This window comes from Granulicella cerasi (assembly GCF_025685575.1).
GTDB classification, from domain to species: Bacteria; Acidobacteriota; Terriglobia; order Terriglobales; family Acidobacteriaceae; genus Granulicella; species Granulicella cerasi.
This window is the reverse complement of sequence record NZ_JAGSYD010000002.1, coordinates 80,977-105,782: the sequence shown is the minus strand read 5'-3', so window position 1 is coordinate 105,782 and position 24,806 is coordinate 80,977. Positions and strand designations below refer to the sequence as shown.

Genomic DNA, 24,806 nt, shown 5'->3' with positions numbered 1-24,806 from the left:
CAGGATGGGATTACTGCAGGAGGTCGGTGCAGTTCGTGCCGCCCTTGGCGTCAAAGTGGATCTGCGCGTTTTCGTCGGTGCAGAAGCCACGGTCGCCGGTGTGACCGACGGAGTTCGGCACGGCGGTGATCTGGTAAGAGTTGAACTGGTCCTGATTGTTCACAGTGGTCTTCGTGCAGTTGGAGATCACGAAGGTGTAACCGGACTTGGAGCCGGAGGCCAAATCTTCGGGGATCAGCTGCGAAGCCTCTGCCGTCGGTGTGCCGGAGCCGGGCTTACCGCCGAGCGCCGAAAGCGAGCAGGCGAAGCCGTGCGTCGGGTAGGTCGAGTTGTACTGGCCTTCCATCTGGTTCAGCGTGCGGAGGCTGTTGATCGCCGAGGTCTCGTTGGCTCGCTTGATCGTCTTCTGCATAGCCGGAACGGCCAGCGTCATGAGGATCAGGATGACCGACATAACGATCAGCAGTTCGATGAGCGTGAAGCCCGCTTCAGCGGCGGAGGCGATGCGCGCGGGGCGCTTTGTTGCGTTCGTCATAACGTCCTTCGGGAGCGGGAAGCTCTGGAATTGCACCGATACGAGTATAGACGCTGCGGGCGCGGGAGTGTCAGCGGGCCGGGGTGGAGAAATTTTTATGAATCCTCAGCACATTTCGCATCCCGAAGACGTTCATGGCACTCTAAAGAGACGTGATCTATTCGACTTCCAAGTTCTTCCTCGCTGGGGCGGTGTGCGTTGCGACCGCTGCGCCGGCGATGCTGCGCGCGCAGCAGACGGCTGATCCGTTGCCGGCTGCGCCGTCCTCGGTCCTGCAGCAGCAGGTCGTCAAAGAGAAGGAACTCAGCAAAAACGCGGGTTCGGGCGCCAAGTTCACGCCAGCGGCCACGGTAAAGACGCCGCAGGGCGAGATGCGCGATACCGCCACGGCTGATCCGCGTCCGCTTTCCCTGGACGATGCTATTTCTTACGCGCTGGTGGGCAACCACCGCGTGAAGTACGACCTGGCGAATCTGCACGAGGTGCAGGGCCTGCAGTCGACGGTGCTTTCGGCGATCATCCCGAACCTCACGCTCCAAGCTTCGAGCAGCGCGCAGCAGATCAACCTGGCGGCAATGGGCTTCAAGCCCGCGTTGCTCGGCGAAGTCGGTTCGCTGTTGAATGTGGACTTGTCGAACTTCTCGACGATCGTCCGCATCAACGTGACACAGGCGCAGATCGGGGCCAGCCAGCAGCTGTTCAACCTGCCGGACCTTGAGCTGTACAGGGCCGCGAAGAGCGAGCGTCAGGTAGTGGACTTCAACTATTTGAACAGCCGCGGCAATGTGGTGACGGCCGTAGGCACCGCTTATCTGCAGGTGATTGCGGACCGCGCCAACCTGGAGAACGCGAAGACGCAGGAAGTCGCTTCCAAGCGCACGTTCGATGATGCGTTCGCGCGCAGGAATGCGGGCGTCGGCACGAACCTTGACGCGCTGCGCGCGCAGGTGGATTACCAGCAGCGCCAGCAGACGACCGTAGCGCAGGCCGCACAGGTCGAGAAAGACATCATCCAACTCAATCGCATTATGGGTGTGCCTGCCGAACAACAGTGGGAGTTCACCGACGCCGCTCCGTTTGCGGAGTTCGTTGATCTGACGATGGCCGATGCGATGTCAACGGCCTTGCTGCATCGCAAGGATTTCCTGAGCCTCGAAGCGCAGATCGACGTACAGCAGCGTGAGTACAAGGCGGTGAAGTATCAGCGACTGCCGACGCTCGCGTTCAAGGGGTTCTACGGCGTGATCGGTGAGACGACGGGGTTATATCACGGCGTGTTCAATGCGCAGGGAAGCCTGCAGGTTCCGGTCTTCCGCGAGGCCGCGCAGCGTGGAGAGCAGCAGCAGATTTCTGCGGCGCTTATGGGCTTGCGTGATCGGGAAGCCAGCCTTCGCACCGACATGGAAGCGCAGATTCGTATGGCGATGCTCGACGAGCAGGCAGCGAATGAGCTGGTGAAGGTCACGCGCAGCAAGGTGGAGCTCTCCAATCAGGAGCTCGCGGATGAGCGCGATCGTTTTGCCGCTGGTGTGGATGACAATCTGCCGGTGATCGATGCACAGGCGAGCGTGACCAGCGCGCAGGCTGAGCTCGTGCAGGCGCTCTACAAGTACAACGTAGCCAAGCTGAATCTCGCACAGGCAACGGGTGTCGTGGAGTCTCGTTACCGCACGTATCTGGGCACGGAGTTGGCGACGACCGCGAAGCCGTAAACGTAGCTCGTTGGAGGATCTGAGTCCCGTCGGCCTTTGTGCCTGCGGGACTCTTTTGCTTGGCGTAGCATCGAAAGAACGCTCGCGGCACGAGCGTCTTTGGTCGCGTATGAGAATGGGTCTTCGCAGTGGCTTGTTGATGGGAGTGCTGGCGGTCGGTGTGGCCGCAAGCGCGCAGGTTCTTGCACGCCCGGGATGGGCTGGCTCAGGCGTTGAAGCCGAGGTCTGGTGGCGGCGTGGCGTGTTCTACCGGATTACGCCGAGGTTCTTCCAGGACTCGAACGGCGATGGCGTGGGCGACCTCGCGGGTGTGGAGCAGCGGCTCGATTACCTGCAGCGGCTGGGCGTGGATGCGATCATTCTGGTGCCGCCGTTCAACGAAGATGACTTTGGTTTGCTCGCTCGCAAAGCTGCTGATGCGCACGTGCGCATCCTGGTGGAGCTTCCAGCCGCGGATGAAGGACTTGCTCGCAAATGGCTGAACCAGGGTGCGGCTGGCGTTGTCCTCCGTCCGCAGGTGGGCACGACCGTAGATGGTGCCAGCCTGCAACGGCTCCGCAAGCAGGTCGCGTCGTTCCCGGGAGACCGCGTGCTGATCGCCGACGGACGCGGGGTGGTCCCGGTGTCAGGTGGCGCACAGCTTCGCGAGATGGCGGTGCTGGGTGTAGGCACGGAGGACGCGCGCGCGTTGCGCTCCAAGCTCGACTCTGCGTTGCTCGGTTCGAGCGACGGAGTGGAGAACGTTCCGCTGCTGCATATTGAGGGCGAAGCTCAGGTCGCGAAGAATGCGCAGGCACAGGCTCTGCAGGATCGCGTCATTGCGGCTGCCGCGTTGGGGTCGCGTGCCGCGGTGATTTTCGATGCGGGGCGCGAGCTTGGGCTGATCTCCACCGACGGTTCCGTGGTAGCAATGCAGTGGACGCCGGCCAACGTGACGAGCGAGACGCCACAGCCTGTCGTAGCAACGAAGCCGAAGGTCGAGGTCTACGGCGCGTTCACGCCGTACATTCCACCGCCGAAGTTGGCGCTACCCGCGCCGACGAGGCCGGTAGTCGTGCAGAGCGAAACCGCGCAGCCATCGGACCTGAACACGCTACCGGGTTTCAGCACGGCAGAGTTCAAGGTGAGTGAGGCGGTGAATGGAGCGGCGTCGAACGCAGCGAGTGAAGAGACGGACGAGTCTTCGCTGTTGAACTTTTATCGCCACCTGATCGCGTTGCATCATGGCAACTGGTCGATCCGCAACGGCTCGCAGACGCTGTTGAATCGCGATGCGCAGAACGTGTTGGTGTGGGTGCGACGTGCGCCTGCTGGGACGCGGACGACAGCGTCGGTGTTGATCGCAGCGAACCTCAGCGAGCAGCCTGCGTCGCTTGATCTGCAGAGCGACTTGCAGGCGATGCGCGTGCGAGCGGGGGTGCTGCGCCCGTTGCTCACGGCATCGGTGAGCGAGATGCTCGCCTCTGCGGGGAATCTGCTGCCGACGGAGACGGCGGACCACCTGGTACTGCCCGGCCGCACCTTCTTCATGGGCGAGTTGTATCACGAAGGCGCGGCAGCTCCGTCGAGCACCTCACCGCGTCGCCATCGACGTCGTCGCTAGCAGGCAAGGTCTTTGCGATCGAACTTCATCTTGCCGAGGTTGCCGAGTAGCGTGAGCGCGAATCCTTCGGAAACGAAGAGCTCTTGCGCGAGACGCTGCACCTCTTCCGGCGTTACTCGCTCGACTTCGGCGATGATCTCTTCGGCGGTGAAGAAGCGTCCGTAGTACATCTGCTGACGCGCAAGGTTCGACATGCGCGACGATGACGACTCCAAGCCGAGCACCATGTTTGATTTGATCTGGTCTTTGGCGCGCTTGAGTTCGTCCTCGCCGACGAGTTCTTCCTTGAGGCGGGTGAACTCGACGAGCGTCAGCTTAAGCACTTCGCGAGTTTTGTCTGCGGCGCAACCTGCATAGACAGAGAGCGAACCGGTGTCGCGGAACGGGCTGAGCTCGGAGTAAATCGAATACGCCAGGCCGCGGTCTTCGCGGATCGACTGGAAGAGACGCGAACTCATGCCGCCGCCGAGAATCGAGTTCAGCAGGAAGGCGGCGTAGCGGTCTTTGTGCGCGACAGGCAGCGAGGGCATGGCGAGGCAAAACTGCACCTGCTCGAGCGACTTCTTGTTGCGCAGCGTGATGTGCGGCTGCGTCTTCGGCGCGGTGTGTTGCGCGAGCTTCGTCTGCGCGCTGGCGTTCAGCGAAGAGAAAGCCTGCTCGACCTGCGCGACGAAGGTGTCGTGGTCGATGTTGCCCGCAGCGGTGAAGAGCATGTTGGCGGGCGAGAAGCGGCGCGCATACTCTTCGAGCACGATGCGCTGATCGAAGGAGGAGACCGTCTCGACTGTGCCGAGGATCGGGCGGCCGAGTGCGTCGCCGGGCCAGAAGTTCTGCGAGAAGAGCTCGTGCACGAGGTAGTCGGGATTGTCCTCGTCCATCTTGATCTCTTCAAGAATCACGCCGCGTTCCTTGGCGATATCTTCAGGCGCGAAGGTCGGGTGCAGCACGAGGTCGGTCAACAGATCGAGCGCTGCGGGTACGTTCTCGTCGAGCGTCTTGATGTTGAAGCAGACGGTTTCCTTACCGGTGAAGGCATCGAGGTTACCGCCGATGGCGTCGACCTCGCGCGCGAACTGCTGCGCGCTGCGGGTGGTCGTGCCTTTGAAGACCATGTGCTCCAGGAAGTGCGAGATGCCGTTGGTGATTTCATCTTCGTCGCGCGATCCGGTGTCGAGCCACACGCCCATCGAAACCGAGCGCAGATGGGACATCCGTTCGGTGAGTACGAGCAGGCCGTTGGGCAAGGTGGTAGAACGGATGTCGCGAAGCTGTTCTGCAGAAGGCTGAAGGGATGTGGCGTTCTCGGCCACAGGAACGGAAACCGGCATAAACACTATTGTTTCATGGAGTGACGCGTGAAAAAAGCCGCAGGAAAAGAGAAAAAGGCTATCGTGCAACGATTCACCGCGCGGCTGGAGAAGGGCGATCTGTCACTTGGCTGGACGGTGGTGCGTGTGCCGTTTGATCCGGCGGAGGTGTGGCCGAAACGCTTGCGGCAGCGTGTGCGCGGCACGATCAACGGCTTTGCGTTTCGCAGCTCACTGCTGCCGGATACGTCACTCGGTGGACTCATCGTGCTGGTGAATAAGGCGATGCAGAGCGGTGGGCAGGTGGCGCTAGGGGCGGAAGCAGAGTTCGTGCTCGAGCCGGACCTTGAGGCGCGGCCGATCTCTCTGCCGGATGAGCTGGACGTGCTGCTGGATGATGCCGAGGGGCTGCGCGCGTTCTATGAGGCGCTGAGCGAAACCGCGCGGCGACAACTAGGGCAGTGGATTGAAGACGTGAAGAGCGAGGCTTCTCGAATCAAACGCGCCGAGCAGACTGCGGAGCGGCTGCTGAACACGATGGAGGCGGAGATGGAACTCCCGCCGGCGATCCTCAATGCGTTTCGCGCGCGACCCAAAGCGAAGGCTGGTTGGCCAAGGCTGACGGAGACGCAGCGGCGCGGAGAGTTGATGGGCGTCTTCTATTACCAGTCGCCGGAGTCGCGCGCGAAGCGCATCCAGAAGCTCTGTGATCTTGCGGAGAAGAAGGCTTAGCGGTCGGCGAGGAAATGCTGGAATGGCCGAGGCGACTTCGGTCGCTTGCTCGGCGGGTAGAGATTGTCGGCGCCCCAGTTCCACAGGCCGTCGATCACAGGCTTCAACCCTGCACCGCGATCTGTGAGCCGGTATTGCTTATAGGCGCTGCCATCCGCGGCCGGTTCGATCACGAAGATCCCTTCTTCGACGAGCTTGAGCAGGCGCTGCGTGAGGATGTTGCGAGCAATGCCGAGTGAGCGCTCGAACTCGCAGAAGCGGCTGGCACCGCGCAATGCATCACGAACGATGAGCAGGGACCACCAGTCGCCGATCGCGTCCAGCGAGCGGGCAATGGGGCACTGCGCATCGGCAAGACATTTTCTTTGCATCGTCACGGCCTCCGCAGGCGTCTAGTTGCATTATAGAACTAGATGCCTCAGCGCATTGAGTAGTTGCATGATGCAACAAGAAGGAGTGGCAATGAAACGGCAAGTAAATCCATGGGTGGTGGCCCTTACGGTGACGATTGCGACCTTCATGGAGCTGCTGGACACGTCGATTGCGAACGTTTCGTTGCCGTATATCGGCGGCGGCCTGGGGCGTTCGTTCGATGAAGTGACGTGGATTCTGACCACGTATCTCGTGGCGAATGCCGTGGTGTTGCCGATGTCGGCGTGGTTGTCGCGCGTCTTCGGTCGCAAGAATTACTACATGGCCTGTGTCGCCCTGTTCACCGTGACGTCGCTGATGTGCGGCCTCGCACCGACGCTGGGATTCATGCTGATGGCGCGCGTGCTACAGGGCGTCGGTGGTGGTGGTCTCGCACCGGTGGAGCAGGCGATTCTGGTCGACACCTTCCCGCCCGCGAAGCGCGCGTCGGCGTTTGCGCTTTACACGGTCGCCATCGTGACGGCCCCTGCGATCGGGCCGGTACTGGGCGGATGGATCACCGATAACTTCAACTGGCGTTGGGTCTTCCTGATCAACATTCCCATCGGCATTCTTTCGATCTTTCTGACGAACCGCTTTGTCGAGGACCCGCCGGAGTTCGCAGAAGAACGCAAAACAGTGCGTGACGAGAACGGTAAGCTGCGCGTCGATGGCATCGGCATTGCGTTGATCGGTCTAGGCTCGGCTGCGTTGGAAGTGCTGCTGGATCGCGGCCAGATTGATGACTGGTTCGGCTCGACGTTCATCCGCTGGATGTTTGTGATCGGCGTTGCCAGTCTCGTGGCGGCAGTTTTCTGGGAGCTGCGGCAGAAAGATCCGGTGATCGACTTCCGGCTGTTGAAGATTCGCAACTTCGCGATTTCGAACCTCTTCTACTTCATCTTTGGCGTGGGTTTGTTCGCGTCGACGACGATGATTCCGCAGATCCTGCAATCGCTCTATGGCTATCGCGCGATCGATGCGGGGTTGGTGCTTGGGCCGGGCGCGTTTGTGATCACGCTGCTGGCTCCGGTGGGCGCGCAGTTGGTGCAGCGAGGCATCGTGCATCCGCGCATCCTGTTGTTTGGTGCACTGATTGTGGTGGGTATCTCGTTCCTGCATTATGCGTCGTTCAATCTGCAGACGGACTACAACCACTATGCGTTGGCGCGTGCGCTGCAGGGCTTTGGCTATGCATTCTTCTTCGTGCCGCTAACGGTGGTGACGTACTCGCAGTTGAAGCCGCACCAGAACAACAAGGCGTCGTCGCTGACGAACTTCTTCCGCAACTGGGGAGGAAGCTTCGGCATCGCGTTGGTGACGACGATGAGCGAGCGCCGGCAGAACTTTCACCAGTCGCGGGTAGGGGAGCAACTCTCTCCGTCCTTCGGTGGGCTGCAGCAAAACATAACGCGCACGGCGGCGTATCTTCACGTGCATGGGTTCTCGGCGATCGACGCGACGGCTGCGGCCACTGCGCGAGTGTACGCGCAGCTTGAGGCCCAGACTCGGCTGCTGGCTTTTATGGACTGCTTCCACATTCTGGGCGTGGTCACGCTTGGCGTGGCTCCGCTGGTGTGGCTGACGAAGAACTTCCGCGCTGGCGGCAAGGCGCCTGAGGCGCATTGATCCTTAGCTGTGCGCTGACTCACGCTCCGCGTTCGCCTTCACGTGTTCCAGCACGCGAAGGTGGATGCGGTGGATGATCATGTCGGACCATGCTCGCCAATAGGTCTGCGGCCAGAAGTAATCCTGATACCAGGTGGTGCCTTCGAGCAGCGTGTGGTTGGCGTCGAGGGCCACGAGCCTGAACTGGCCGTGGCGCGAACGTAGATAGTTGAGCTCAAGATGCGGGGTGCGTATGGGGCCGGTGCCGAGTGTGATCTCGTCGAGCGCGGGCGGTTGAGCGGCGACGCTGAAAGCCAGTAGGTGGTTTTCGTCCCACGTCGTGATGGGTTCTACGAAGTCTCCGGTGGAGAATCTGCAGCGACGGATCGCTCCCGGGCCTCGGCCCGTGATCGTTGCACCGATTGGATAGGCGATGCCGGTGTGAAAGAGCAACTCTTTGGGCGGCGCAAGCGGCGGGAAGGCGATGACATTGCGCCAGACTGCGTCGACCGGCGCGTTGACGATGATGCTCGACACGACCGGACGAGTAGGTGGCTCGAGATTCGAGTGGTGCTCCAACAGCATGAGGAACGGCAGCAACGCGACGCATGCGGTGAGGTTCGTCCGCGAGCGGAGCAAGCGGGCGCGGTTTGCCAGGCACGTCCTCGCGGTGAGAGCACCGGCAATGGAGAGTGGAATCGCGAGCGGGATCGCCATAGCAAGGCAGATCATTCCTTCAAACCGGAAGCCTAGCAGGCAGAGTCCAACGATCAGAGGAGCGATCACGGAGACGCCAACGGTGTCGGCTTTCGAGCGGACGATGCGCGCGTTCATGAACCAGCTGGCGATGAATCCGATGACGTAAGGCACGCCGAGAAATAAGCCCCACGCATACTGCATGAGGAAGTTGGCGCTGAAGTAGACGAGTCCGAGGCCAACGACGACGGCGATCACCACTCCAAGGATCGGCGCATCTGGGCGAAGCACGTCGTCGTCCTTATCGCCTTCCTCTCGCCAGCGAATTTCCTCGTCGCTCGCGGTGGGTGCGAGCGAGAGGACGAGGAACATGAGGAAGTTGAACACAGGCAGAAAGAAGAATGCTGCCCAAGCCAATCGGTAGCCTGCGTCGCGGAGACGGCGTATGGTGAGTCCAACGCCGCTGAAGAAGAAGGGGATCGTCAGCAGCCAGAGCAGCAGATACGTGTGAGGGTGCTGCTGGCCAAAGCCGAAGGCCGTGAACGAGCGCACAGGCAGCACATACACGTAAGGTGGCCAAGGGATCGTTGCGTGCGAGGCGATCGTGAAATCGATCGCGTACTTGACGACCGCGAGAACGATCGCCGTGCAGAAGTACTGGATTCGCGAGACGCGGCCTTCAAACTGAAAGAGATAGCCCAACAAGCTCTTCATAGCTCTCCTGAGTGGTTGGAGGATTTCACAGAAGCGGCTTTGCAAAAAGTTCAAATCATTTTCTGCAATATTTTTCAGTTTGCTCCGTTTTCACTCGTAGAAGCTCGAATCAAGCGCGGAAGGGAGGGCGATGACGGCAGATCGGCAATGGACGATGTCCGAACAGGACGATGTACTCACCGCCGCCCTTGAGCGCGATGGGGCGCGGCTTCGTAACTTCATTCGCAAGCAGGTTTCAGACACTGCTGAGGCAGAGGACATCCTTCAGGATGTGTTCTACGAGTTGGTGCAGACGTATCGGTTGCTGAAGCCGGTGGAGCAGGTGACTGCCTGGATGTTTCGCGTGGCGCGCAATCGCATCATCGATGTCTTCCGTAAGAAGAAGACGGAGTCGTTGAGCGAGCCGGTAGGTGGCGAAGACGGGCTGTCGCTCGAAGAGCTGCTGCCTTCTCCGCAGGACGGGCCGGATGCGCTGTATGCGCGAAGCGTGCTGACGGATGCGATCGAGGAAGCGTTGGGTGAGTTGCCGCCAGAGCAGCGCGAGGTCTTTGTGGCGCATGAGCTTGAGGGCGAAAGCTTTAAGGAGATGGCGGCGAGAACAGGAATCAACCAGAACACGTTGCTGGCGCGCAAGCGTTACGCCGTGTTGCACCTGCGCAAACGCTTGCGGCAGATGCGGGAAAGTTTTAGCGGAGAAGGGGTAGAGGCATGAAGAAGCTGTTAAAGGTCGTGAAGGTGCTGGTGATGGTCGCCGTTGCGGTGACTGTGTTCGGCTACGTCACCATGCGGCTGTGGAACTGGCTGGTGCCGTCGATCTTCGGCTGGAAGGCGATCACGTTTGGGCAGGCGATCGGTCTGCTGCTGCTGTGCAAGATTCTCTTCGGCGGTTTCCATAAGCATGGGCCGAAGCCGGGGGGCGGGAACTTCCGCGAGCGTCGTGAGTGGAAGCGTCGCATGAAGGCCCGTTTTGCGGAGATGACGCCGGAAGAGCGTGCACGTTTTCGTGAAGTGATGAAGGAGAAGTGGGGAGATGGTTGCGGTCCGTCGTGGCTCAACCGTGGTGGTTTCTGCGGCGAACCCACGCAGAAGGAAGAGGCGGAGGTGCCTCGATGACGGGAGAGTGGACGATGAATCTGGCGATGGAATCGACGGTCGACGCACGCTCGAAGGATGTCTCGTGGTGGAGCGAGATGGCTTTGGAGCCGAAGCGTGAAGAGCCGATGGAAGAAATGACGCTGAATGAACTGTTGTTTGCGGTACTGGCCACGCCTGAGCGGGCGTAGCCAGTACCTGCGGGCCTAGACAGGCTCTGCGGGAAGCGTGAGATCGTCCTTGCTGGTCTCGCGCGTGAAAAGAATTCCAACAAGCGTTACGACAGCAGAGAGGGTGAGGTAGTAGCCCACCCAGGAGAGGCCGTGCGACTTCGCGAGCCACGTGGCGATGTTTGGCGTCGCTGACGCGCCGAGAACGCCGCCAAGGCTGAAGGCGAGCGAGCTGCCGGTGTAGCGAACGGCGGTCGGGAAGACCTCCGAAACGATCGTGCCGAGCGGACCGTAGGTGGCTCCCATCAGTGCGAGGCCGAGCGCGAGCGTGATGAACGCACCGGCGGCGCCGGACTGGAAGAGCGAGCCGAAAACGAGACCGTAGATGCCGATCAGGATCGTGATGCCGATCATGACGGGGCGGCGTCCGCGCTCGGCGAGCAGCGCGGAAAGCGGGATCGTCAGCGCGAAGAAGAACATGCTGCCGAGCTGCATGTAGAGGAAGCTCTGGCGCGAGTAATGCAGCGCGCTGGTGCCCCAGCCGAGCGCGAAGACGGTCATCAGGTAGAACAGCACGAATGTCGAGATGCAGGCGAGCGTGCCGGCGATGAGCGGGCGCGTGTAGTGCGTGAAGACACGGCCGATCGGCAGCTTGACCGGCTCGGAGTGCTTGACCGCGTTGGCGAAGACGGGCGTTTCGGTGATGGTGAGACGCACGTAGAGGCCCAGCAGAACGAGCACCGCAGACATGAGGAACGGAGCGCGCCAGCCATACTCGAAGAACTGATCGTTCGTCAGGTACTTCGACAGCAGCAGGAAGATTCCACCGGAGAAGACGAAGCCGATGGGCGCGCCGAGTTGCGGGAACGAGCCATAGAGCGCGCGGCGATTTGGGGGTGCATTCTCCACCGCGAGCAGCACAGCGCCGCCCCACTCACCCCCGAGACCGATGCCCTGACCGAAGCGGCAGAGCGCGAGCAGCAGTGGCGCGAGAATGCCGATGGTGTGATAACTCGGCAGGATTCCGATGATGAACGTCGAGAGGCCCATCGTGGAGAGCGCCACCACGAGGGTGCGCTTGCGTCCGATGCGGTCGCCGAAATGGCCGAAGAGCGCCGAACCTACGGGACGTGCCACGAAGGCCACGCCAAAGGTAGCGTAGGACAGCAGCACCGCGGCGCTCGGTGAGGTCGAAGGGAAGAAGAGCTTCGGGAAAACGAGTGCGGCAGCGATGGCGTAGATGTAGAAGTCGAAGAACTCGACCGTGGTGCCTACGAGGGAGGCAAACAACACCTGCGCGGGTGTGTTGATCTTTTTGGCTTGGGCAGACATATCGCTATAGATGTTATCGCTTATCTATAGGCATCAAGCTATAAGACGTTTCTATGGGCCGGTTAGTCGGCGGCGGCCAGTTCCTGGTCTTTGTACTGCAGTTGATACAGCTTGTAGTACAGCCCGCGGTGCACGAGAAGCTGCTGATGCGAGCCCTGCTCGCGGAGTTCGCCCTTATGCATGACGAGGATGGTGTCGGCACGCTGTACCGTCGAGAGACGGTGCGCGATCATCACGCTGGTGCGGCCTTCGATCATGCGCTCGATGGCGAGGCGCACGCGAAGCTCGGTTTCGGTGTCCACCGAGCTGGTTGCTTCGTCGAGGATGAGGATGCCGGGCTTGTGCGCGAGCGCCCTGGCGAAGCTGATGAGCTGCTTCTGGCCGGTGGAGAGCGTGGAGCCGCGCTCGAGCACAGGTTCGTCGAACTGCGCAGGCAGCGTGCGGATGAAGTCGGCTACGTTGACCTGATCGGCCGCATTCGCGACTTCATCGTTGGTGATCCATGCCGAGCCTAGGCGGATGTTCTGCGCGACGGTGCCGGAGAAAAGGAACGGGTCCTGCAGTACGACGCCGAAACGACGGCGCAGCGCGACGATCTCCTGCTCACGCACATCGACGTCGTCGATCAGCACCGCACCAGATTGCACATCGTAGAAGCGCATCATAAGCGCGGTGATGGTGGTCTTGCCTGCGCCGGTGTGGCCGACGATCGCGGCGGTCTGGTCGGGTTCGATGGTGAAGCTGACGCCGCGCAGAATCCACTCGATCTCGGCGAGTTCCGCTGGCGGCGTATGCATCGTACCGCTGAGTTGCGCGCAAGCTGCGAGCTGCTCTTCGGTGAGCGGCTGATACGTAAACCAGACGTTGCGGAACTCGATGCGACCGGTCTTTGCGGACGTGATGGGCTGCTGCGGCTCGGCGATTTCGGTGTCTGTATCGAGCAGCTTGAAGATGCGTTCGGCTGCAGCCATCGCGGCCTGCAGAATGTTGTATTTGTCCGAAAGATCCTGGATGGGGCGGAAGAAGCGCTGCGCGTACTGGATGAACGCGATAAGTACGCCGACGGAGACGGTGCTGAAGATGCCCGTCGGGATCGCATGTGCGGCGAGCAGATGCGTGTTGCGCATGACGGCTGATCCGCCTTGCCAGAGCACGAGTGCGATGGCGATGGAACTGAGCAGCTCAACGACTGGATAGTAGAGCGAGTACGCGAAGATCGCGTCAGTCCACGCGGCTTTGTTTTCGGCGTTGACCTCGACAAAGTCGTTGTAGGCGCGCTTCTCGCGGTTGAAGAGCTGCACGATGCTCATGCCGGAGACGTACTCCTGCGTGAACGTATTGATCTTTGCAGTGGCCGCGCGCTGGCGACGATAGCTGTCGCGTACATGGTCGCGGAAGAGCTTGGTCGCGTAGAGAATGCCGGGGATGACGGCGAGTGTGAGCAGCGCGAGCGGCCAGCTCATGCGCAGCATGATGACGACGATGAACGTCAGCGCGAAGACGTCTTCAAAGATGGCAAGCACGCCCGACGTAAACATTTCGTTCAGCGAATCGACGTCCGAGGTGACGCGCGTCACGAGTCGGCCGACGGGGTTGCGGTCGAAGAAGCCTACGTGCAGGCGTTGAATGTGGCGGAAGATCTGTTTGCGCAGATCGAACATGATCTGCTGGCCCGTCCACTGCATCAGGTAGGTCTGAACGAACTCCAGCCCGAAGCTCAGCAGCAGCGCGCCGAGGTAGAGCAGGCCAATCTGCGTGACGCCGGTGCTGGCGTTCTGCGAAAGATGGCGCGCGAGCCAGCCGCGAGTGCCCGTCGGCGCGAGGTAGGTGTCGACCGCGACTTTGACGAGGTAGGGTCCAAAGACGTCGGAGAGCGCTTTGATGAAGATGGCAACGGCGGAAACGATCGCTTGCAGCGTGTAGGGGCGCAGGTAGGCGAAGAGTCGGCGCGTGAGCACGCTGTCGTAGGCTTTGCCGGCGACGTCGTCGTCGATACCTGCGCGCTTCGCCTTCGGTTTTTCCTGAGTTTTCGCAGTCTGTTCGGGCATCGTCTCATTTGATTGTAGCCGCCGTGTCTTCGGTGCATGAAAGAATGGAGAAGTGAGCGCAGCGGCGAAAAACGGGAGTCTGGGCGTGTACGTGAGCGTGCCGTTCTGTCGTGCCAAGTGCTCGTTCTGCAACTTTGCCAGTGGGGTGGGCAATGATGCCGCCGTGGCCGCCTATGTGGAGAAGCTGACCGCGGAGATTCGCTCTGCGCGCGCCGACGCTGAGCGCATGGGCGTGGTACTGCCGGATGCCGTGGACACTGTGTACTTCGGCGGAGGCACGCCGAGCTTGCTGCTTCCAGAGCAGATGCGAGCGATCTTCGCAGCGCTGCGCGAAAGTTTTTCGTTGGCTTCAGGTGCGGAAATGACCTTGGAAGCCGCGCCAGGGCAAATCGACGATGCGCTGCTCGAATCCGTGATGCGCGATGGTGTGCAGCGTGTCAGTCTGGGCGTGCAGTCGTTTGTCGATCGCGAAAGTTCGGCTGTGGGGCGTACGCACACCGCGGCGGAGTGCTTTGCGGAGTTCGAGCATCTCCGCAATGCGGGAATCGCGAATGTGGGCGTCGATCTGATCGCCGGGCTGCCGCATCAGACGGCTGCGAGTTGGCGCCAGACGCTCGATGCGCTTGCAGCTTCGCGAGTGCAACATGCGAGCGTCTACATGCTGGAGATCGACGAGGACTCGCGGCTGGGGCAGGAGGTTTTGCGCGGTGGCGAGCGATTCCATGCGCCACACGTGACCTCTGACGAGTTGGCGACGGAGCTCTATGAGCAGGCGTGTGAAGCGCTGCCCGCGATGGGCTATACGCAGTACGAGATTTCGAACTTTGCGCAAGCCGGGTTTGAGTCGCGACACAATCGCAAATACTGGCAGCGTGCGCCGTACTTCGGTTTCGGACTGGATGCGCACTCGATGTTGTTGCGTGGCGATGGCGCTGCGCTGCGTTTTGCAAATACCGACGAGTTGGCAAGCTACGGCTTCGGCAGCCGCACGCGACCGGAGATCGTGGATGAAGACGCAGCCTTTGAGGAGAGCATCTTCCTTGGGCTTCGGCTGCGCGAAGGCGTGAATGTGGCGGCGTTGCGTGAGGCGTTCGGCGCGCGCGCTGATGCGCTGAGGCTTGCGGTGCAAGAGATGTGCGAAGCCGGATGGATGGTTGAGCGTGATGGGTGTTGGACGCTCACGCTGCAAGGGCGTGTCATCTCCAATGAAGTATTTGGCCGACTGCTGGAGCCGGTGGAAGTCTAGATTTTGAGTGATGTTTGAGGGTGAAGATGATTGATCTGCGAAGCGACACAGTGACGAAGCCCACAGCGGCGATGCGCGCAGCGATGGCTGCAGCGGAGGTTGGCGACGACGTTTATTGCGAAGACCCGACGGTGAATGCGCTCGAAGCGCGCGCGGCCGAGATCTTCGGTCGCGAAGCTGCGCTTTTCCTGCCGACGGGCTCGATGGGCAATACGATCGCGGCGCGGATGCACACGCAGCCGGGGCAGGAGGTCGTGTGCGAGTCGCGCGCGCATCTGCTCGACTGGGAGATGGCGATGGTGGCGGCGTTTGCAGGATGTGTGCCGCGCACGGTTGTCGGCGAAGGCGGCGTATTCCGCTGGGCGGATGTCGAAAAGGCGATCGCTCCGAAGATCTACTTCAAGGCGCAGACGGCGTTGGTGTGGGTAGAGAACACGCACAACATGGCGGGCGGTATCGTGACGCCGGTCGATGTGCTCGAAGAGATTTGGGCCGGAGCGAAAGCGGCGGGACTGAAGACGCATTGCGATGGCGCACGCGTATTCAACGCTGCTGCGGCGCTCGGTGTGGATGTGAAGGTGCTGACGCATGGTTTCGACACGGTGATGTTCTGTTTGTCGAAGGGGCTTGGCGCGCCGGTCGGTTCGATGCTCGTTGGCTCGCGCGCGGCTATGGATCGTGCTCGTGAGCTGCGTAAGGCTCTCGGTGGGGGCATGAGGCAGGCCGGCATTCTGGCGGCTGCGGGCTTGATTGCGCTCGAGGAGATGCCGTCAAAGCTGGCGGACGATCACGCGAACGCGAAGTTGCTCGCGCAGGCCGTGGCCTCATGCCCCGGTGTGAAGGTGGACCTTGACCGCGTGCAGACGAACATCGTGATCTTCGAGGTCGGCGCAGGGAAGTCAGGCGAGCTGGTGCAGGCTCTGAAGGCTGCTGGCGTGTTGGCGAGCGCGATCGGCCCAGGCGCGGTTCGGCTGGTGACGCATCGCGATGTAAGCCGCGAGGATTGCCAGCGCGCCGCGCAGATTCTGACGAGCGAATTGACGAAGCTCGCGAGCTAGTTGCGCTCAGCTGCGATGAACGGGGCGTTGCCGCGAGGCAGCGTGACCGTAAGCGTCGTGCCGTGGGTGGACGCCTCGGTGCTGCTCTCTACGGAGATGGAGCCACCGTGTTTCTGCACGATGCCCTGGCTCACCCACAGCCCGAGGCCCGTTCCTTTTTCGCCCTTCGTGGTGAAGAAGGGCTGGAAGAGATGCGGCAACGTCTCGGCATCGATGCCGACGCCGTGATCGTGCACCACCACCGTGATGCCTGTAGGGTGAACCGAGCGATGCATCGAAACGGTGAGCGTCGAACCACTGCTTGAGGCATCGAGCGCGTTGGTCAGCAGGTTGGTGAAGACCTGGCGCAGCTCCGCGGGATAGCCGGTGATGATCGCGTCCGGCAGCAACTCCTTCTGCACGGTGATCGATGCCTGCATGAAGTGGCGATCGAGCAGGAGTAGCAGGCTTTCGAGCAGATCGGTCAGGTTCACCGCGACCGGCGTCTTTGACTCGCGATACATGCCGAGCATTGCGCGTGAGATCTGCGCTACGCGGTCGAGCTCGCCCGAGGCCAGGTCGAGCAGTGAGTTCTGATCGTCGGCGTCCGGATGATTGCGCAGCAAATAGAGGATGTTGATGACTGCGTCGAGCGGATTGTGGATCTCGTGCGCGATCGTTGCGGCAAGGCGTCCTGCGACGGCGAGTTTCTCGCTGGCGAGCAGCGCGTGACGCGTCTGCAACTGCTCGGTGATGTCACGGAAGACGATCACAGAGCCAGTGCGTTTGCGGTCCGTATCGAAGATAGGCGACGCACTCAGGTCGACCACAACTTCCTGTGGAGTCGCGCGGTCTTGTGGCTCGAGCAGCGCATGGAGCTGATTGCCGGTGTGGATGGCACGATCGAAGAGTCGGCTCGGATCGAGGGATTCGCGCGTGGTCTCGTCCACGAGTGGCAGCACCTCTGCGATCGGACGATGCAGCGCATTCTGCTGCGAGTATCCGGTGAGGATCTGCGCGACGGTGTTGAGCATTTCGACGCGCCCTTCGTTGTCGCAGACGATGACCGCATCGCCGATGGACGTGAGGATGGCTCGCAGACGTTGCTCGGCTTCGCTGGCAAGATGCGCCTTGTCGTTCACCTCGCGGAAGGTTTGCTGAAACGCGTAGGAGATGGCCTGTAGTTTGCCGAAGGAGAAGACTCCGACCATGATTCCGAGGACGGCGGCCAGCGCGATTCCGGCCTCAATCGCATGGCGAACGTTGCTGTGAAATTCGGCAACGGCGGCATCGCGGATGCCTCGCTGCGAGGTCAGGATGCCGCGAGTTTCTGCGCGCAGGGCGTCGATGTGGCCCTTCTCGCGAAGGTTCACGCCGGGGTCGGAGGTGTACTCGCCGCGGCGAACGGCGGCGACGATCGGCTCGGCTACGCCAGTGCGCCACGCGGCGTTGGCGGCTTCGAGGTCGTCGATGGGGCGCGGGTCAAGATCGAGCCCACGAAAGCCGTCGCGCATAGCTTCGAAATCACGCGCCAGGGGTGCAGAGGCAAAGGTATAAGGCTGCAGGAAGATCTCGTTGCCGGTGATCTGAAAGCCACGCAACGCAGTCTCTTCTTCCGTCATGTGCAGCATAACGGCGGAACTGTAGGAGATATTCCGGTCGGCGCGTTGAATGTGCTCGACGGACCGGACGCCCGCGACCGTTTGCCAGATGAAGACGGACGCTAACAGGAGCAGGGCGACGATCGGCAGCAGGAAGACCTGCAAAAGAGCGCGCCGAAGCTGCGATGGATTCACGCGGGCTCCCGTTGCTGTACGGCGTTCGCCTCGAGCGGCAGGATGTCTCCCAGGCGTTGCAGTAACGCGGGCGCGCCTTCGCCCTTGGTCATATAAACGGTGAACAGCGCTGTGACTTCGGGCGGCAGGCCGAGATACGCTGAGAGCAGAAGGATCGGAACTTCGGGCTTGGTCGCACGCATCATGGCGGCAACCTCTCCACCGTTCATGCCGGGCATGGCGAAATCTAGCACAACAGCCTCTACAGGATGGGCGGAGAAAGCGTCGAGGCCGGAGGGCCCGTCAGGAGCGGTCAGCACGCGATAACCTGCACGTTCCAGCAAGAGCTTGCGCACTTGCAGGCCGACCTTTTCGTCGTCTACGCACAGCACGAGTGGACCCGGGGTGGAAACCACGGAGACCGTCCTTTCCTTTGCCTGCGGAGCCTCCACCATCGGACGCAACCCGGCGTGTTCGCAGCATACCACCTGGGTTACCGGTAACGGATTACCCCTGGGGTGTTATGCCGGGCTTGAAGTGGTATCACCGGCGATGTCATATCTCCATTCGACGAGCGTCGAGCTCAAGGGATAGTAAAGAGCGAGCCGAATCTGAGCAGGTGTGCGCGCGTCGAGGCGAAGTTGCGCGGCATAGCTCTCGAGCTGCGGGCGATATTTATCGAGTTCCTGCGCGCGGAACTGCTCGTCGCTGCGAGCACCCTGCTCGGTGGTCTTGAAATCAACGATCCACAACGTGGAGTTGCCGGAGGAGCCGACGGCGTCGCCGGCGAGGAAGCTGCGGTCGGCGCGTGAGGTTCGCTGCAGCGTGGTGAAGCCAGCCTCGCTCTGCGCTCCTTCATGCGGTTGCAGGAGCCAGAGACCGACCGGGTCTGTCAGGGTCTTCTCGAGCGCGCGCGCGACACGGTGCGCTTCATGCGCGGCGAGTCGCATGGCCAGGCCCTCGCCACGCAGGCTCGCGACGAAGCGGGGCTCCCAGTTGGAGATGTCGCGCTGTAATGTCTCGGCGGAGAAGCCGCTGGCGAGGCGCTCGGCAAGATGCTCGAGAAAGCGATGCACCACATTGCCGAAGGCACGCGCGGCGAAGGACCCTTCGGGGCGATCAAAGGCTGGCCGCACTTCAAGCTTCATCTCGGCGTCTTCTGGCATTGTGAACCGGGCGCGGGGATTGAAGCTGAGCGGCAGCCGTTCGATGACAGCGGGCTGACGCTGTTCTGGCAGCGGCTCAGGCGTTGCTGTCGCGGCAATCTCTATCGTTTCAGTGGCCGGCTCGGACTCGGACTGCGTCGTCGCCTCGCGTGCTCTTGCGTCCACGGCGTTGGCAAACTGCGGAGCCACCGCCTCGAGTGCGGCTTCGAGTAATGATCCTGCGGCCGGCTGATTGAGTTCGCCGCTTTTCAGTTGCTTCCGCATCGCGAAGAGGTGAAGCTCGTGGCGCGCCCGGGTGCAGGCCACATAGAAGACGCGGCGGTTTTCGGCGCGCTGGCGCTGTTGGCGTACACGCCTCAGCCATTGGTTCAGCGTTCGTGTCGACTCGCCCGCACGTTCGACGGGGGAGAGGATGAAGGTTCCGGCTCCGTCAGGGTTGTCGTCCAACTGCAGCCAGTCGAGCAACTCGGCCTTCTCGCGCGGTGGCTGACGCTCGAGGCCCGGCACGATCACGACGTCCCACTCCAGTCCCTTGGCCTTGTGGATCGTCATGAGCTCAACCTTTGTCGGTGTCGAGTCTGGCTCGGCATAGAGACGGTCGAGTGCGTTCGTGATCGCTTGGAGATCGAGCGCGCCTTGCGCTGCTGCTTCCAGTTGTCGCAGCAGCAGGAAGAAGCGATCCACGTTGCGGCGTGGTTCCACGGCAAGCGCCACATCACCGCCGAGCGTAAGCCAGGTGCGCTCTACGAGCGTGGCGAGTGGAAGCTTCCCGCGTTGCACTAATGCTCCCGCGAGTGCGGTCCATGCGCGCTCGAGCAGGCGTTGTCCTTCGTCGCTTAGCAGGTGGCTGCGGGATTCGACGAGCGCAGCGATGGAGATTTCGCGGTCTTCGCGCGCCTCGCCGGTGAGGGCGAGCAGATCTGCGAGCGAGAGCCCGCACCATGGCGCACGCAGCACCGCCAGCCATGCAATGCGGTCCGCCGGATGCAGCAATGCACGTGTCAACGCCAGCGCATCGAGCACCTCCTGCCGCTCGTTCAGCAGGTCGATCTCGACCGCCCTGCTTGCGATGCCGTGCGTTGTAAGCTCGGCTGAAACTTTGCGCAGAATGCTGCGCGAGCGTGCGAGAATAGCGATCTTTTTGACGTCCTCGCGCTCAAGACTCTGCTCCACGATGGCGCGCACCTCTGCGGCTTCGTTGCGCTGATACTCGGCTGCGCGGATGCTGTCCGGCCCCTTGCTGTTGCTGAGGATCGTGGTGTGCCATACGATAGCTTCGGGCACGCTGGCGGGCAGCACCGCATCCGCGGCGACGAACGGCACCTCCGTTGAGTCTTGACGCAGCAGAGGATCGTTCGGATCGAGGAATACGTGGCGGAAGATCTCGTTGAAGCCTTCGACCATATGGCTCTGCGAACGGAAGTTCGCGGTGAGTTGAAGCGCGTCCATCGTGATGTTGCCGAGTTGGCGTTCGCGCGTGGTCTGCAGGAAGCGCGCCACGTCCGCCTGGCGGAAGGCGTAGATTGACTGCTTCGGATCGCCGACGACGAAGAGCGTGCGTTGCGTGTCCCAGGAGCGGGTGAGGAGCTCGAGCAGATCGTACTGCGCGGCCGAGGTGTCCTGCATTTCATCCACGAGAATATGGCGCAGCTCGCCGCCGCCTGCGAGAGCGATGTCGGCGATCATGGGCTCGGCCCGCAGGGCCTGTCGCGCGTCCAGTGAAAGCTCGGCGAAGTCCGACTCGCCACGCTCGGCGAAGAGTACTTTCAGCTCGGCGAGCGCGTGACGCAGTACGCGGAAGAGCGCTTTAACGATCTTCCATTCGTCGTCGCTGTACCGAGGCGAGGGAAGCGTCTGCACGCCGCGCAGCGCAGCCGCCAACGCATCGTTCTGCATCTCGTCGATCAGCAGCTTGAGTTGCTTGCACGAACTTGTGGGGAGCTCGATCTTGAGGTCTTTTGCGGTGATGCGTTTGCGCCAGTCGCCGCTCTTGGAGGCGGTGAGCAGAAGGTGTGTCAGCGAACTCCACAGCGGCAGATCGTCCGCTGCAAAGGTGGGTGCGTTCGCGCGTTCTCGCCAGCCGGCGAAGCGATTGGCGGGCGGTGCCTCCAGCTCACTGCAGTGTCTGGCGAGGATCGTCAGCTCCTCGAGCACACTCGCGGGGGTGAGCGCATGGACGCGGCGCAGTCCATCCACCACGATCGCCGAGAGCGCAGCTTCCAGCCTCGGACGAAGCTCGTTGTCCAGGTGCTCATCGGTGAGGTGCTCGGCATCGAGCGGCACCAGCGTGATCCATTGCTCGCGCCGTGCGAGCATCTGCGCGATGAGTTTCTCCACCTGGTCGAGCCGAGCATCGCGATGCAGGAAGATGGTGTGCAGCGCGTCGTGCAGGGTCGCGTCCGGTCCTCCGAGTTGGAAGGAGACGCGCCGTGCAGCCTGCAGGAAGAGGCTCTCCGCGTCTTCAACCGGTGTGCGCTTGCCGCCAGAGAGCACCGGCACTGCGCTTGCGATGGCCGCGGAGACCGAGTCGATGGAGCGGATATTCAGCGAGCGACCACCCTCGAGCAGGCGCCACTGCAGCTGCGCATCACGCGCGAGAGCCGCTTCGGCGAGCCTGCGGGTTTCGCGTTCGAAGTACGGGGCCGTCTCGGCAAGCGGTTGCCCGGAGCGGGCGTCGCGTAGCTGGTGAAGAACGCGCTCGCCGAACTCCGCCGTCGCCTTGCGGGTGAACGTGATGGCGAGCACTTCTTCGGGGAGTTGCACAAGCGGGTCGAGCAGGAGGCCGAGGAAGCGCTGGACCATCAGGCCCGTTTTGCCGGAGCCTGCGGGCGCTTCGACGATGAAGCTGCGCGTCGTGTCCAGCGCCTCGAGGCGCGCCGGAGCGTCCAACGTCATCGCTGAAGGGGGAGGTGGATCGCTGGCGAAGCTGAGGAGCTTACCCATGCGATGCCTCCTCCGACTCTTCAACATGCTGAAGCAGTGCGTCGATGTTCACGCGGCAGAGCAGACGCTGTGCACAGTGCTTGCAGTTTACCGTGGGATCCTTCGGCGCGACCTCGGCCCGGCCGTCGGCGAATTGATGCGCGAGGTTCGTCAACGCATCCTTCCAGGCCGCAACGTGGTCTTCGAAATCCACGGTCGTAGAGCCTTTTTCAGGCAGAATTCCGTCTTCGATCGCCCAACCCTGATACTGCATCTGCTCCCCGGCGCGGAGGCGTGCAAAGGCAAGGCCGCTGAGCTGCGCCACTTCACCCTGCAACGCATAAAGCGGAAGCTGTGGTTCTTCGGGGCGGTCTCCTGCCCACGACGAAGGTGTTGCCGACGCGCCGGTTTTGTAGTCGATGTAGACCATGCCGTTGTCGCGCACACGGTCGATGCGATCCATGCGGAGCGTCAACTCCAACGGTCCGATAGAGGCGGTGGTCTTCTCCTCGAAGGCGATAACGGTGAACGGGCCTCGCTCGAGTTCGAAGGGCATCCACGCGTGAAGCAGCGAGATCATGCGCTCACGATAGAGCGCGAGGTAGGCCACGTCCCAGCGGTCCTGCGTGCGGTAGCGTTGCAACGCTTTGTCGACGGCGTCGACGATGGCCTGGTGGCGCTGCTGCTGATCCATCGCCAGTAGCTCGGCCTGCGATTTCGTCTCGCGCCAGAACTCTTCCAGCGCTTCATGCAGCACATTGCCGCTGTCGATGGCATTGAAACCAGCATCGCCGGACTCGATGTCATGACCGCCCAGACGCAGTTCAGCAAAGGCGAGGAAGCCACATGCTGCCTGTTGCTTCAATACGCGAGCGCCGCCGCGCACTTGCGGAGACGGCAGCAGGGGTAGTGGCTCGATGTCTGCGAAACTCTCCAGCTGCACGGTTTCGTCACGCTGTTCCGGAGGCAACAACGTGCAGGCAGCCACCTCAGGAATCGTGCTGAGAAACGGCGAGGGGCGCAGCTTCGCTTGCGGCGACTCAGCCGCCGTGGTGAACAGCGCCGTGGGGGCGGCCTGAAGGAGCTTCGCAAAGAGTCTCTGGGCGCGCTGAAGATCGAGCGACCCGTCTGTGCCGGGCATGCCGTGTGCGCGCTGCAGGTTGCGATCGATCAGCGGGTGCGCGCGCAGCGGGGATGGCAGCTTATCGTCCGTGGCACGCAGAAAGAGCAGCGCGTCGAAGACCTGCGAAGCGGCGGCCTCGGGCGTCATGATGTGGATGTTTGCGGCAGTGTGCGTCGGCGTGGCGGTCGCACCGAGTTGGCGCTCGAACTCTCTGGCGAACTCGGTCAACGTAACGCGCTGCGGCTGAAAGTCCAGCGTGGCCATCTGATCGACGACGGAGGCGAATGCTTCGCGGACCTCGGTCTCCTGCGCGTCAAGCGGGCGCGCGTCGGCCCACGAAGCGGTCTTCAGCAGCAGCCAGAGCGTGTCGGTCCACTGCGCGAAGCTGCGCCGTGGCGGAAGCGCCGCAGTCTCCATCGCAAACTGATGCAGCTTGTACAGCCACTCTGCGATGGCCGCATGTTGTGGCTTCTCTCGCGCAAGCTGCTGCGCGAAGAAGAGCGTCATCTCCGGACGCAGCAGCATGCACGGCTGAATGACAAAGGCATCGAAGCGCGCGGCGGCATCCGGATCGGGAGCCAGACCTGTGTACGGCGAGGTGAGCAAAGCGCTCAGACGCTGCAGGCTCAGAGGCCCAAGCACCCAGGCCAGCAGGTCGATCGCGGAACGCACCATCAGGTTGTTTCGCAAGGGGCTGGCAATGTCGTTTTGCCACGGCACGATGGTGTTTTCTGCGGCCACGTCCTGTATCCAGGGCGCGAAGATTTCGCCGAGAAGCGGCTCAAGCGTGGGCGCGATCTCCTGAAGGTCCGGCACCACGATCGCCGCGTGATGGCCGGGGTGCGCGTCAAGATAATGACGCAGCCACCGAAGTCCGAAGCGCAACTCCTTCGTTTCGTCCGGCAGAACGGTAGCGGAATGAGCGACAGGCCGGGCGTGGTCATACGCCAGTTCGACGACACGTGTGCCTGCGCTCGCGAAGGCGTCGAGCAGATGCACTTGTGCAGGCAGCACTTCGTCAAAGCCGAGAAGAAGGATGCGCTTGAGTAGCGGGACGTGATGCTGTCTCAACCGCTCGACGAGCGCACGCTCGAGCTGCGCACCGGGCAGCAGATGATCGCGCGACGTCATGCGCTGGAAGTGTTCCACCCAGGCGGCGAAGCGTCGGGCATCGTGCGTCACTGCGGTGTGGCGCAGGTTCGTCTCTACCTGCCAGGCCGAAGCTGTGCGGAAGCCATCAAACGCGAGTTCGGCGAGCGAGTCCGCTGGGGCGAGCAGTGAATGCTCGGGGTCCGCGAGGACGACCTCGCGCCACAGGCTATGCTCCTGCGCGGCGTTCAGCAGAATGCGCTCTTCATGCCCGGCAACGACGAGTTCTGTGTGCAGTCGGCGAAGCCACTCGTTCCAGCAGAGAATGTTTGCGGGCTGCCAGAGTTGTTTGCCGGCCTGTCGCTGCGCGTCGTCGTGCAGACGTCTCCAGCTCGCCGCCGCCGCTGCATCGGGTGTCAGCAGCAACGTGCCTTCTTCAAGAGATCGAAGCAGCTCGGGAAGCTTGGTGGAACGCGCGGGCATCGTGC

At 62.1% G+C, this 24,806-nt stretch carries 19 protein-coding genes; 9 read left to right on the top strand and 10 right to left on the bottom strand.

Annotated features, from left to right (window positions below):
* Positions 1-10: 10 nt before the first annotated feature.
* A complete protein-coding gene (locus OHL11_RS05885) occupies positions 11-535 on the bottom strand; it encodes a type IV pilin protein (RefSeq protein ID WP_263370570.1) in 525 nt (174 codons plus the stop codon).
* Positions 536-687: 152 nt separating this feature from the next.
* Here OHL11_RS05885 and OHL11_RS05880 point away from each other — a divergent pair, with 152 nt between their 5' ends.
* Entirely contained in the window at positions 688-2,247 is a 1,560-nt protein-coding gene (locus OHL11_RS05880) for a TolC family protein (protein WP_263370569.1), read from the top strand.
* A gap of 115 nt (positions 2,248-2,362) precedes the next feature.
* Positions 2,363-3,850, top strand: coding sequence for an alpha-amylase family glycosyl hydrolase (locus OHL11_RS05875; protein ID WP_263370568.1), 1,488 nt, complete (start codon positions 2,363-2,365; stop codon positions 3,848-3,850).
* On the opposite strand, the gene OHL11_RS05870 is transcribed toward OHL11_RS05875, so the two are convergent.
* Positions 3,847-5,178, bottom strand: coding sequence for a M16 family metallopeptidase (locus tag OHL11_RS05870; protein ID WP_263370567.1), 1,332 nt, complete (start codon positions 5,176-5,178; stop codon positions 3,847-3,849). The genes OHL11_RS05875 and OHL11_RS05870 overlap by 4 nt on opposite strands.
* Positions 5,179-5,241: 63 nt before the next feature.
* On the opposite strand from OHL11_RS05870, the gene OHL11_RS05865 reads away from it, so the two are divergent.
* Entirely contained in the window at positions 5,242-5,889 is a 648-nt protein-coding gene (locus OHL11_RS05865; RefSeq protein ID WP_263370566.1) for a YdeI/OmpD-associated family protein, read from the top strand.
* Here OHL11_RS05865 and OHL11_RS05860 read toward each other — a convergent pair.
* Complete coding sequence (locus OHL11_RS05860; protein WP_263370565.1) at positions 5,886-6,260, bottom strand: winged helix-turn-helix transcriptional regulator; 375 nt, start codon at positions 6,258-6,260, stop codon at positions 5,886-5,888. The genes OHL11_RS05865 and OHL11_RS05860 overlap by 4 nt on opposite strands.
* A gap of 91 nt (positions 6,261-6,351) precedes the next feature.
* Between OHL11_RS05860 and OHL11_RS05855 the strand changes: the two genes are divergently transcribed.
* Positions 6,352-7,929: a DHA2 family efflux MFS transporter permease subunit gene (locus OHL11_RS05855; protein ID WP_263370564.1), complete on the top strand. Its 1,578-nt coding sequence runs from the start codon at positions 6,352-6,354 to the stop codon at positions 7,927-7,929.
* Between the two features lie 3 nt (positions 7,930-7,932).
* Here the strand turns inward: OHL11_RS05855 and OHL11_RS05850 are convergent, their stop codons facing one another.
* Complete coding sequence (locus OHL11_RS05850) at positions 7,933-9,318, bottom strand: DUF805 domain-containing protein (protein ID WP_263370563.1); 1,386 nt, start codon at positions 9,316-9,318, stop codon at positions 7,933-7,935.
* A gap of 130 nt (positions 9,319-9,448) precedes the next feature.
* Between OHL11_RS05850 and OHL11_RS05845 the strand changes: the two genes are divergently transcribed.
* From OHL11_RS05845 to OHL11_RS05835, 3 genes are read left to right on the top strand one after another with little or no spacing between them, the layout of a single operon-like run.
* Positions 9,449-10,030: an RNA polymerase sigma factor gene (locus OHL11_RS05845; RefSeq protein ID WP_263370562.1), complete on the top strand. Its 582-nt coding sequence runs from the start codon at positions 9,449-9,451 to the stop codon at positions 10,028-10,030.
* A complete protein-coding gene (locus OHL11_RS05840; protein ID WP_263370561.1) occupies positions 10,027-10,431 on the top strand; it encodes a DUF3106 domain-containing protein in 405 nt (134 codons plus the stop codon). Before OHL11_RS05845 ends, OHL11_RS05840 begins: the two co-directional genes overlap by 4 nt.
* A complete protein-coding gene (locus OHL11_RS05835; RefSeq protein ID WP_263370560.1) occupies positions 10,428-10,601 on the top strand; it encodes a hypothetical protein in 174 nt (57 codons plus the stop codon). The genes OHL11_RS05840 and OHL11_RS05835 overlap by 4 nt, the downstream gene beginning before the upstream one ends.
* 15 nt (positions 10,602-10,616) lie before the next feature.
* Here OHL11_RS05835 and OHL11_RS05830 read toward each other — a convergent pair whose 3' ends face one another.
* Positions 10,617-11,912: an MFS transporter gene (locus tag OHL11_RS05830; protein WP_263370559.1), complete on the bottom strand. Its 1,296-nt coding sequence runs from the start codon at positions 11,910-11,912 to the stop codon at positions 10,617-10,619.
* A gap of 62 nt (positions 11,913-11,974) precedes the next feature.
* Entirely contained in the window at positions 11,975-13,960 is a 1,986-nt protein-coding gene (locus tag OHL11_RS05825) for an ABC transporter ATP-binding protein (protein WP_263370558.1), read from the bottom strand.
* Positions 13,961-14,012: 52 nt separating this feature from the next.
* Here OHL11_RS05825 and hemW point away from each other — a divergent pair, with 52 nt between their 5' ends.
* Entirely contained in the window at positions 14,013-15,206 is a 1,194-nt protein-coding gene (hemW, locus tag OHL11_RS05820; protein ID WP_263370557.1) for a radical SAM family heme chaperone HemW, read from the top strand.
* A gap of 26 nt (positions 15,207-15,232) precedes the next feature.
* On the top strand, positions 15,233-16,264 hold the full coding sequence (locus OHL11_RS05815) for a threonine aldolase family protein (protein ID WP_263370556.1): 1,032 nt from the start codon (positions 15,233-15,235) through the stop codon (positions 16,262-16,264).
* Here the strand turns inward: OHL11_RS05815 and OHL11_RS05810 are convergent.
* The 4 genes from OHL11_RS05810 to OHL11_RS05795 form a co-directional block, all read right to left on the bottom strand.
* Positions 16,261-18,039, bottom strand: a complete 1,779-nt coding sequence (locus OHL11_RS05810; protein ID WP_263370555.1) for an ATP-binding protein — start codon at positions 18,037-18,039, stop codon at positions 16,261-16,263. The two genes, OHL11_RS05815 and OHL11_RS05810, sit on opposite strands and share 4 nt — an antisense overlap.
* Positions 18,036-18,434 (bottom strand): response regulator, encoded by a 399-nt coding sequence (locus tag OHL11_RS05805; protein ID WP_263370554.1) that lies wholly within the window; start codon positions 18,432-18,434, stop codon positions 18,036-18,038. The genes OHL11_RS05810 and OHL11_RS05805 overlap by 4 nt, the downstream gene beginning before the upstream one ends.
* Before the next feature lie 105 nt (positions 18,435-18,539).
* A complete protein-coding gene (locus tag OHL11_RS05800) occupies positions 18,540-22,127 on the bottom strand; it encodes a UvrD-helicase domain-containing protein (RefSeq protein WP_263370553.1) in 3,588 nt (1,195 codons plus the stop codon).
* Positions 22,120-24,801 (bottom strand): PD-(D/E)XK nuclease family protein, encoded by a 2,682-nt coding sequence (locus tag OHL11_RS05795; protein ID WP_263370552.1) that lies wholly within the window; start codon positions 24,799-24,801, stop codon positions 22,120-22,122. Before OHL11_RS05795 ends, OHL11_RS05800 begins: the two co-directional genes overlap by 8 nt.
* Between the last annotated feature and the right edge of the window lie 5 nt (positions 24,802-24,806).

Bases quoted from the DNA above. Each gene is read 5' to 3' on its own strand.
- OHL11_RS05885 (WP_263370570.1), bottom strand. From the start codon at position 535: ATGACGAACGCAACAAAGCGCCCCGCGCGCATCGCCTCCGCCGCTGAA.
- OHL11_RS05875 (WP_263370568.1), top strand. From the start codon at position 2,363: ATGGGTCTTCGCAGTGGCTTGTTGATGGGAGTGCTGGCGGTCGGTGTG.
- OHL11_RS05870 (WP_263370567.1), bottom strand. From the start codon at position 5,178: ATGCCGGTTTCCGTTCCTGTGGCCGAGAACGCCACATCCCTTCAGCCT.
- OHL11_RS05860 (WP_263370565.1), bottom strand. From the start codon at position 6,260: ATGCAAAGAAAATGTCTTGCCGATGCGCAGTGCCCCATTGCCCGCTCG.
- OHL11_RS05855 (WP_263370564.1), top strand. From the start codon at position 6,352: ATGAAACGGCAAGTAAATCCATGGGTGGTGGCCCTTACGGTGACGATT.
- OHL11_RS05850 (WP_263370563.1), bottom strand. From the start codon at position 9,318: ATGAAGAGCTTGTTGGGCTATCTCTTTCAGTTTGAAGGCCGCGTCTCG.
- OHL11_RS05845 (WP_263370562.1), top strand. From the start codon at position 9,449: ATGACGGCAGATCGGCAATGGACGATGTCCGAACAGGACGATGTACTC.
- OHL11_RS05840 (WP_263370561.1), top strand. From the start codon at position 10,027: ATGAAGAAGCTGTTAAAGGTCGTGAAGGTGCTGGTGATGGTCGCCGTT.
- OHL11_RS05835 (WP_263370560.1), top strand. From the start codon at position 10,428: ATGACGGGAGAGTGGACGATGAATCTGGCGATGGAATCGACGGTCGAC.
- OHL11_RS05830 (WP_263370559.1), bottom strand. From the start codon at position 11,912: ATGTCTGCCCAAGCCAAAAAGATCAACACACCCGCGCAGGTGTTGTTT.
- OHL11_RS05825 (WP_263370558.1), bottom strand. From the start codon at position 13,960: ATGCCCGAACAGACTGCGAAAACTCAGGAAAAACCGAAGGCGAAGCGC.
- OHL11_RS05815 (WP_263370556.1), top strand. From the start codon at position 15,233: ATGATTGATCTGCGAAGCGACACAGTGACGAAGCCCACAGCGGCGATG.
- OHL11_RS05800 (WP_263370553.1), bottom strand. From the start codon at position 22,127: ATGGGTAAGCTCCTCAGCTTCGCCAGCGATCCACCTCCCCCTTCAGCG.
- OHL11_RS05795 (WP_263370552.1), bottom strand. From the start codon at position 24,801: ATGCCCGCGCGTTCCACCAAGCTTCCCGAGCTGCTTCGATCTCTTGAA.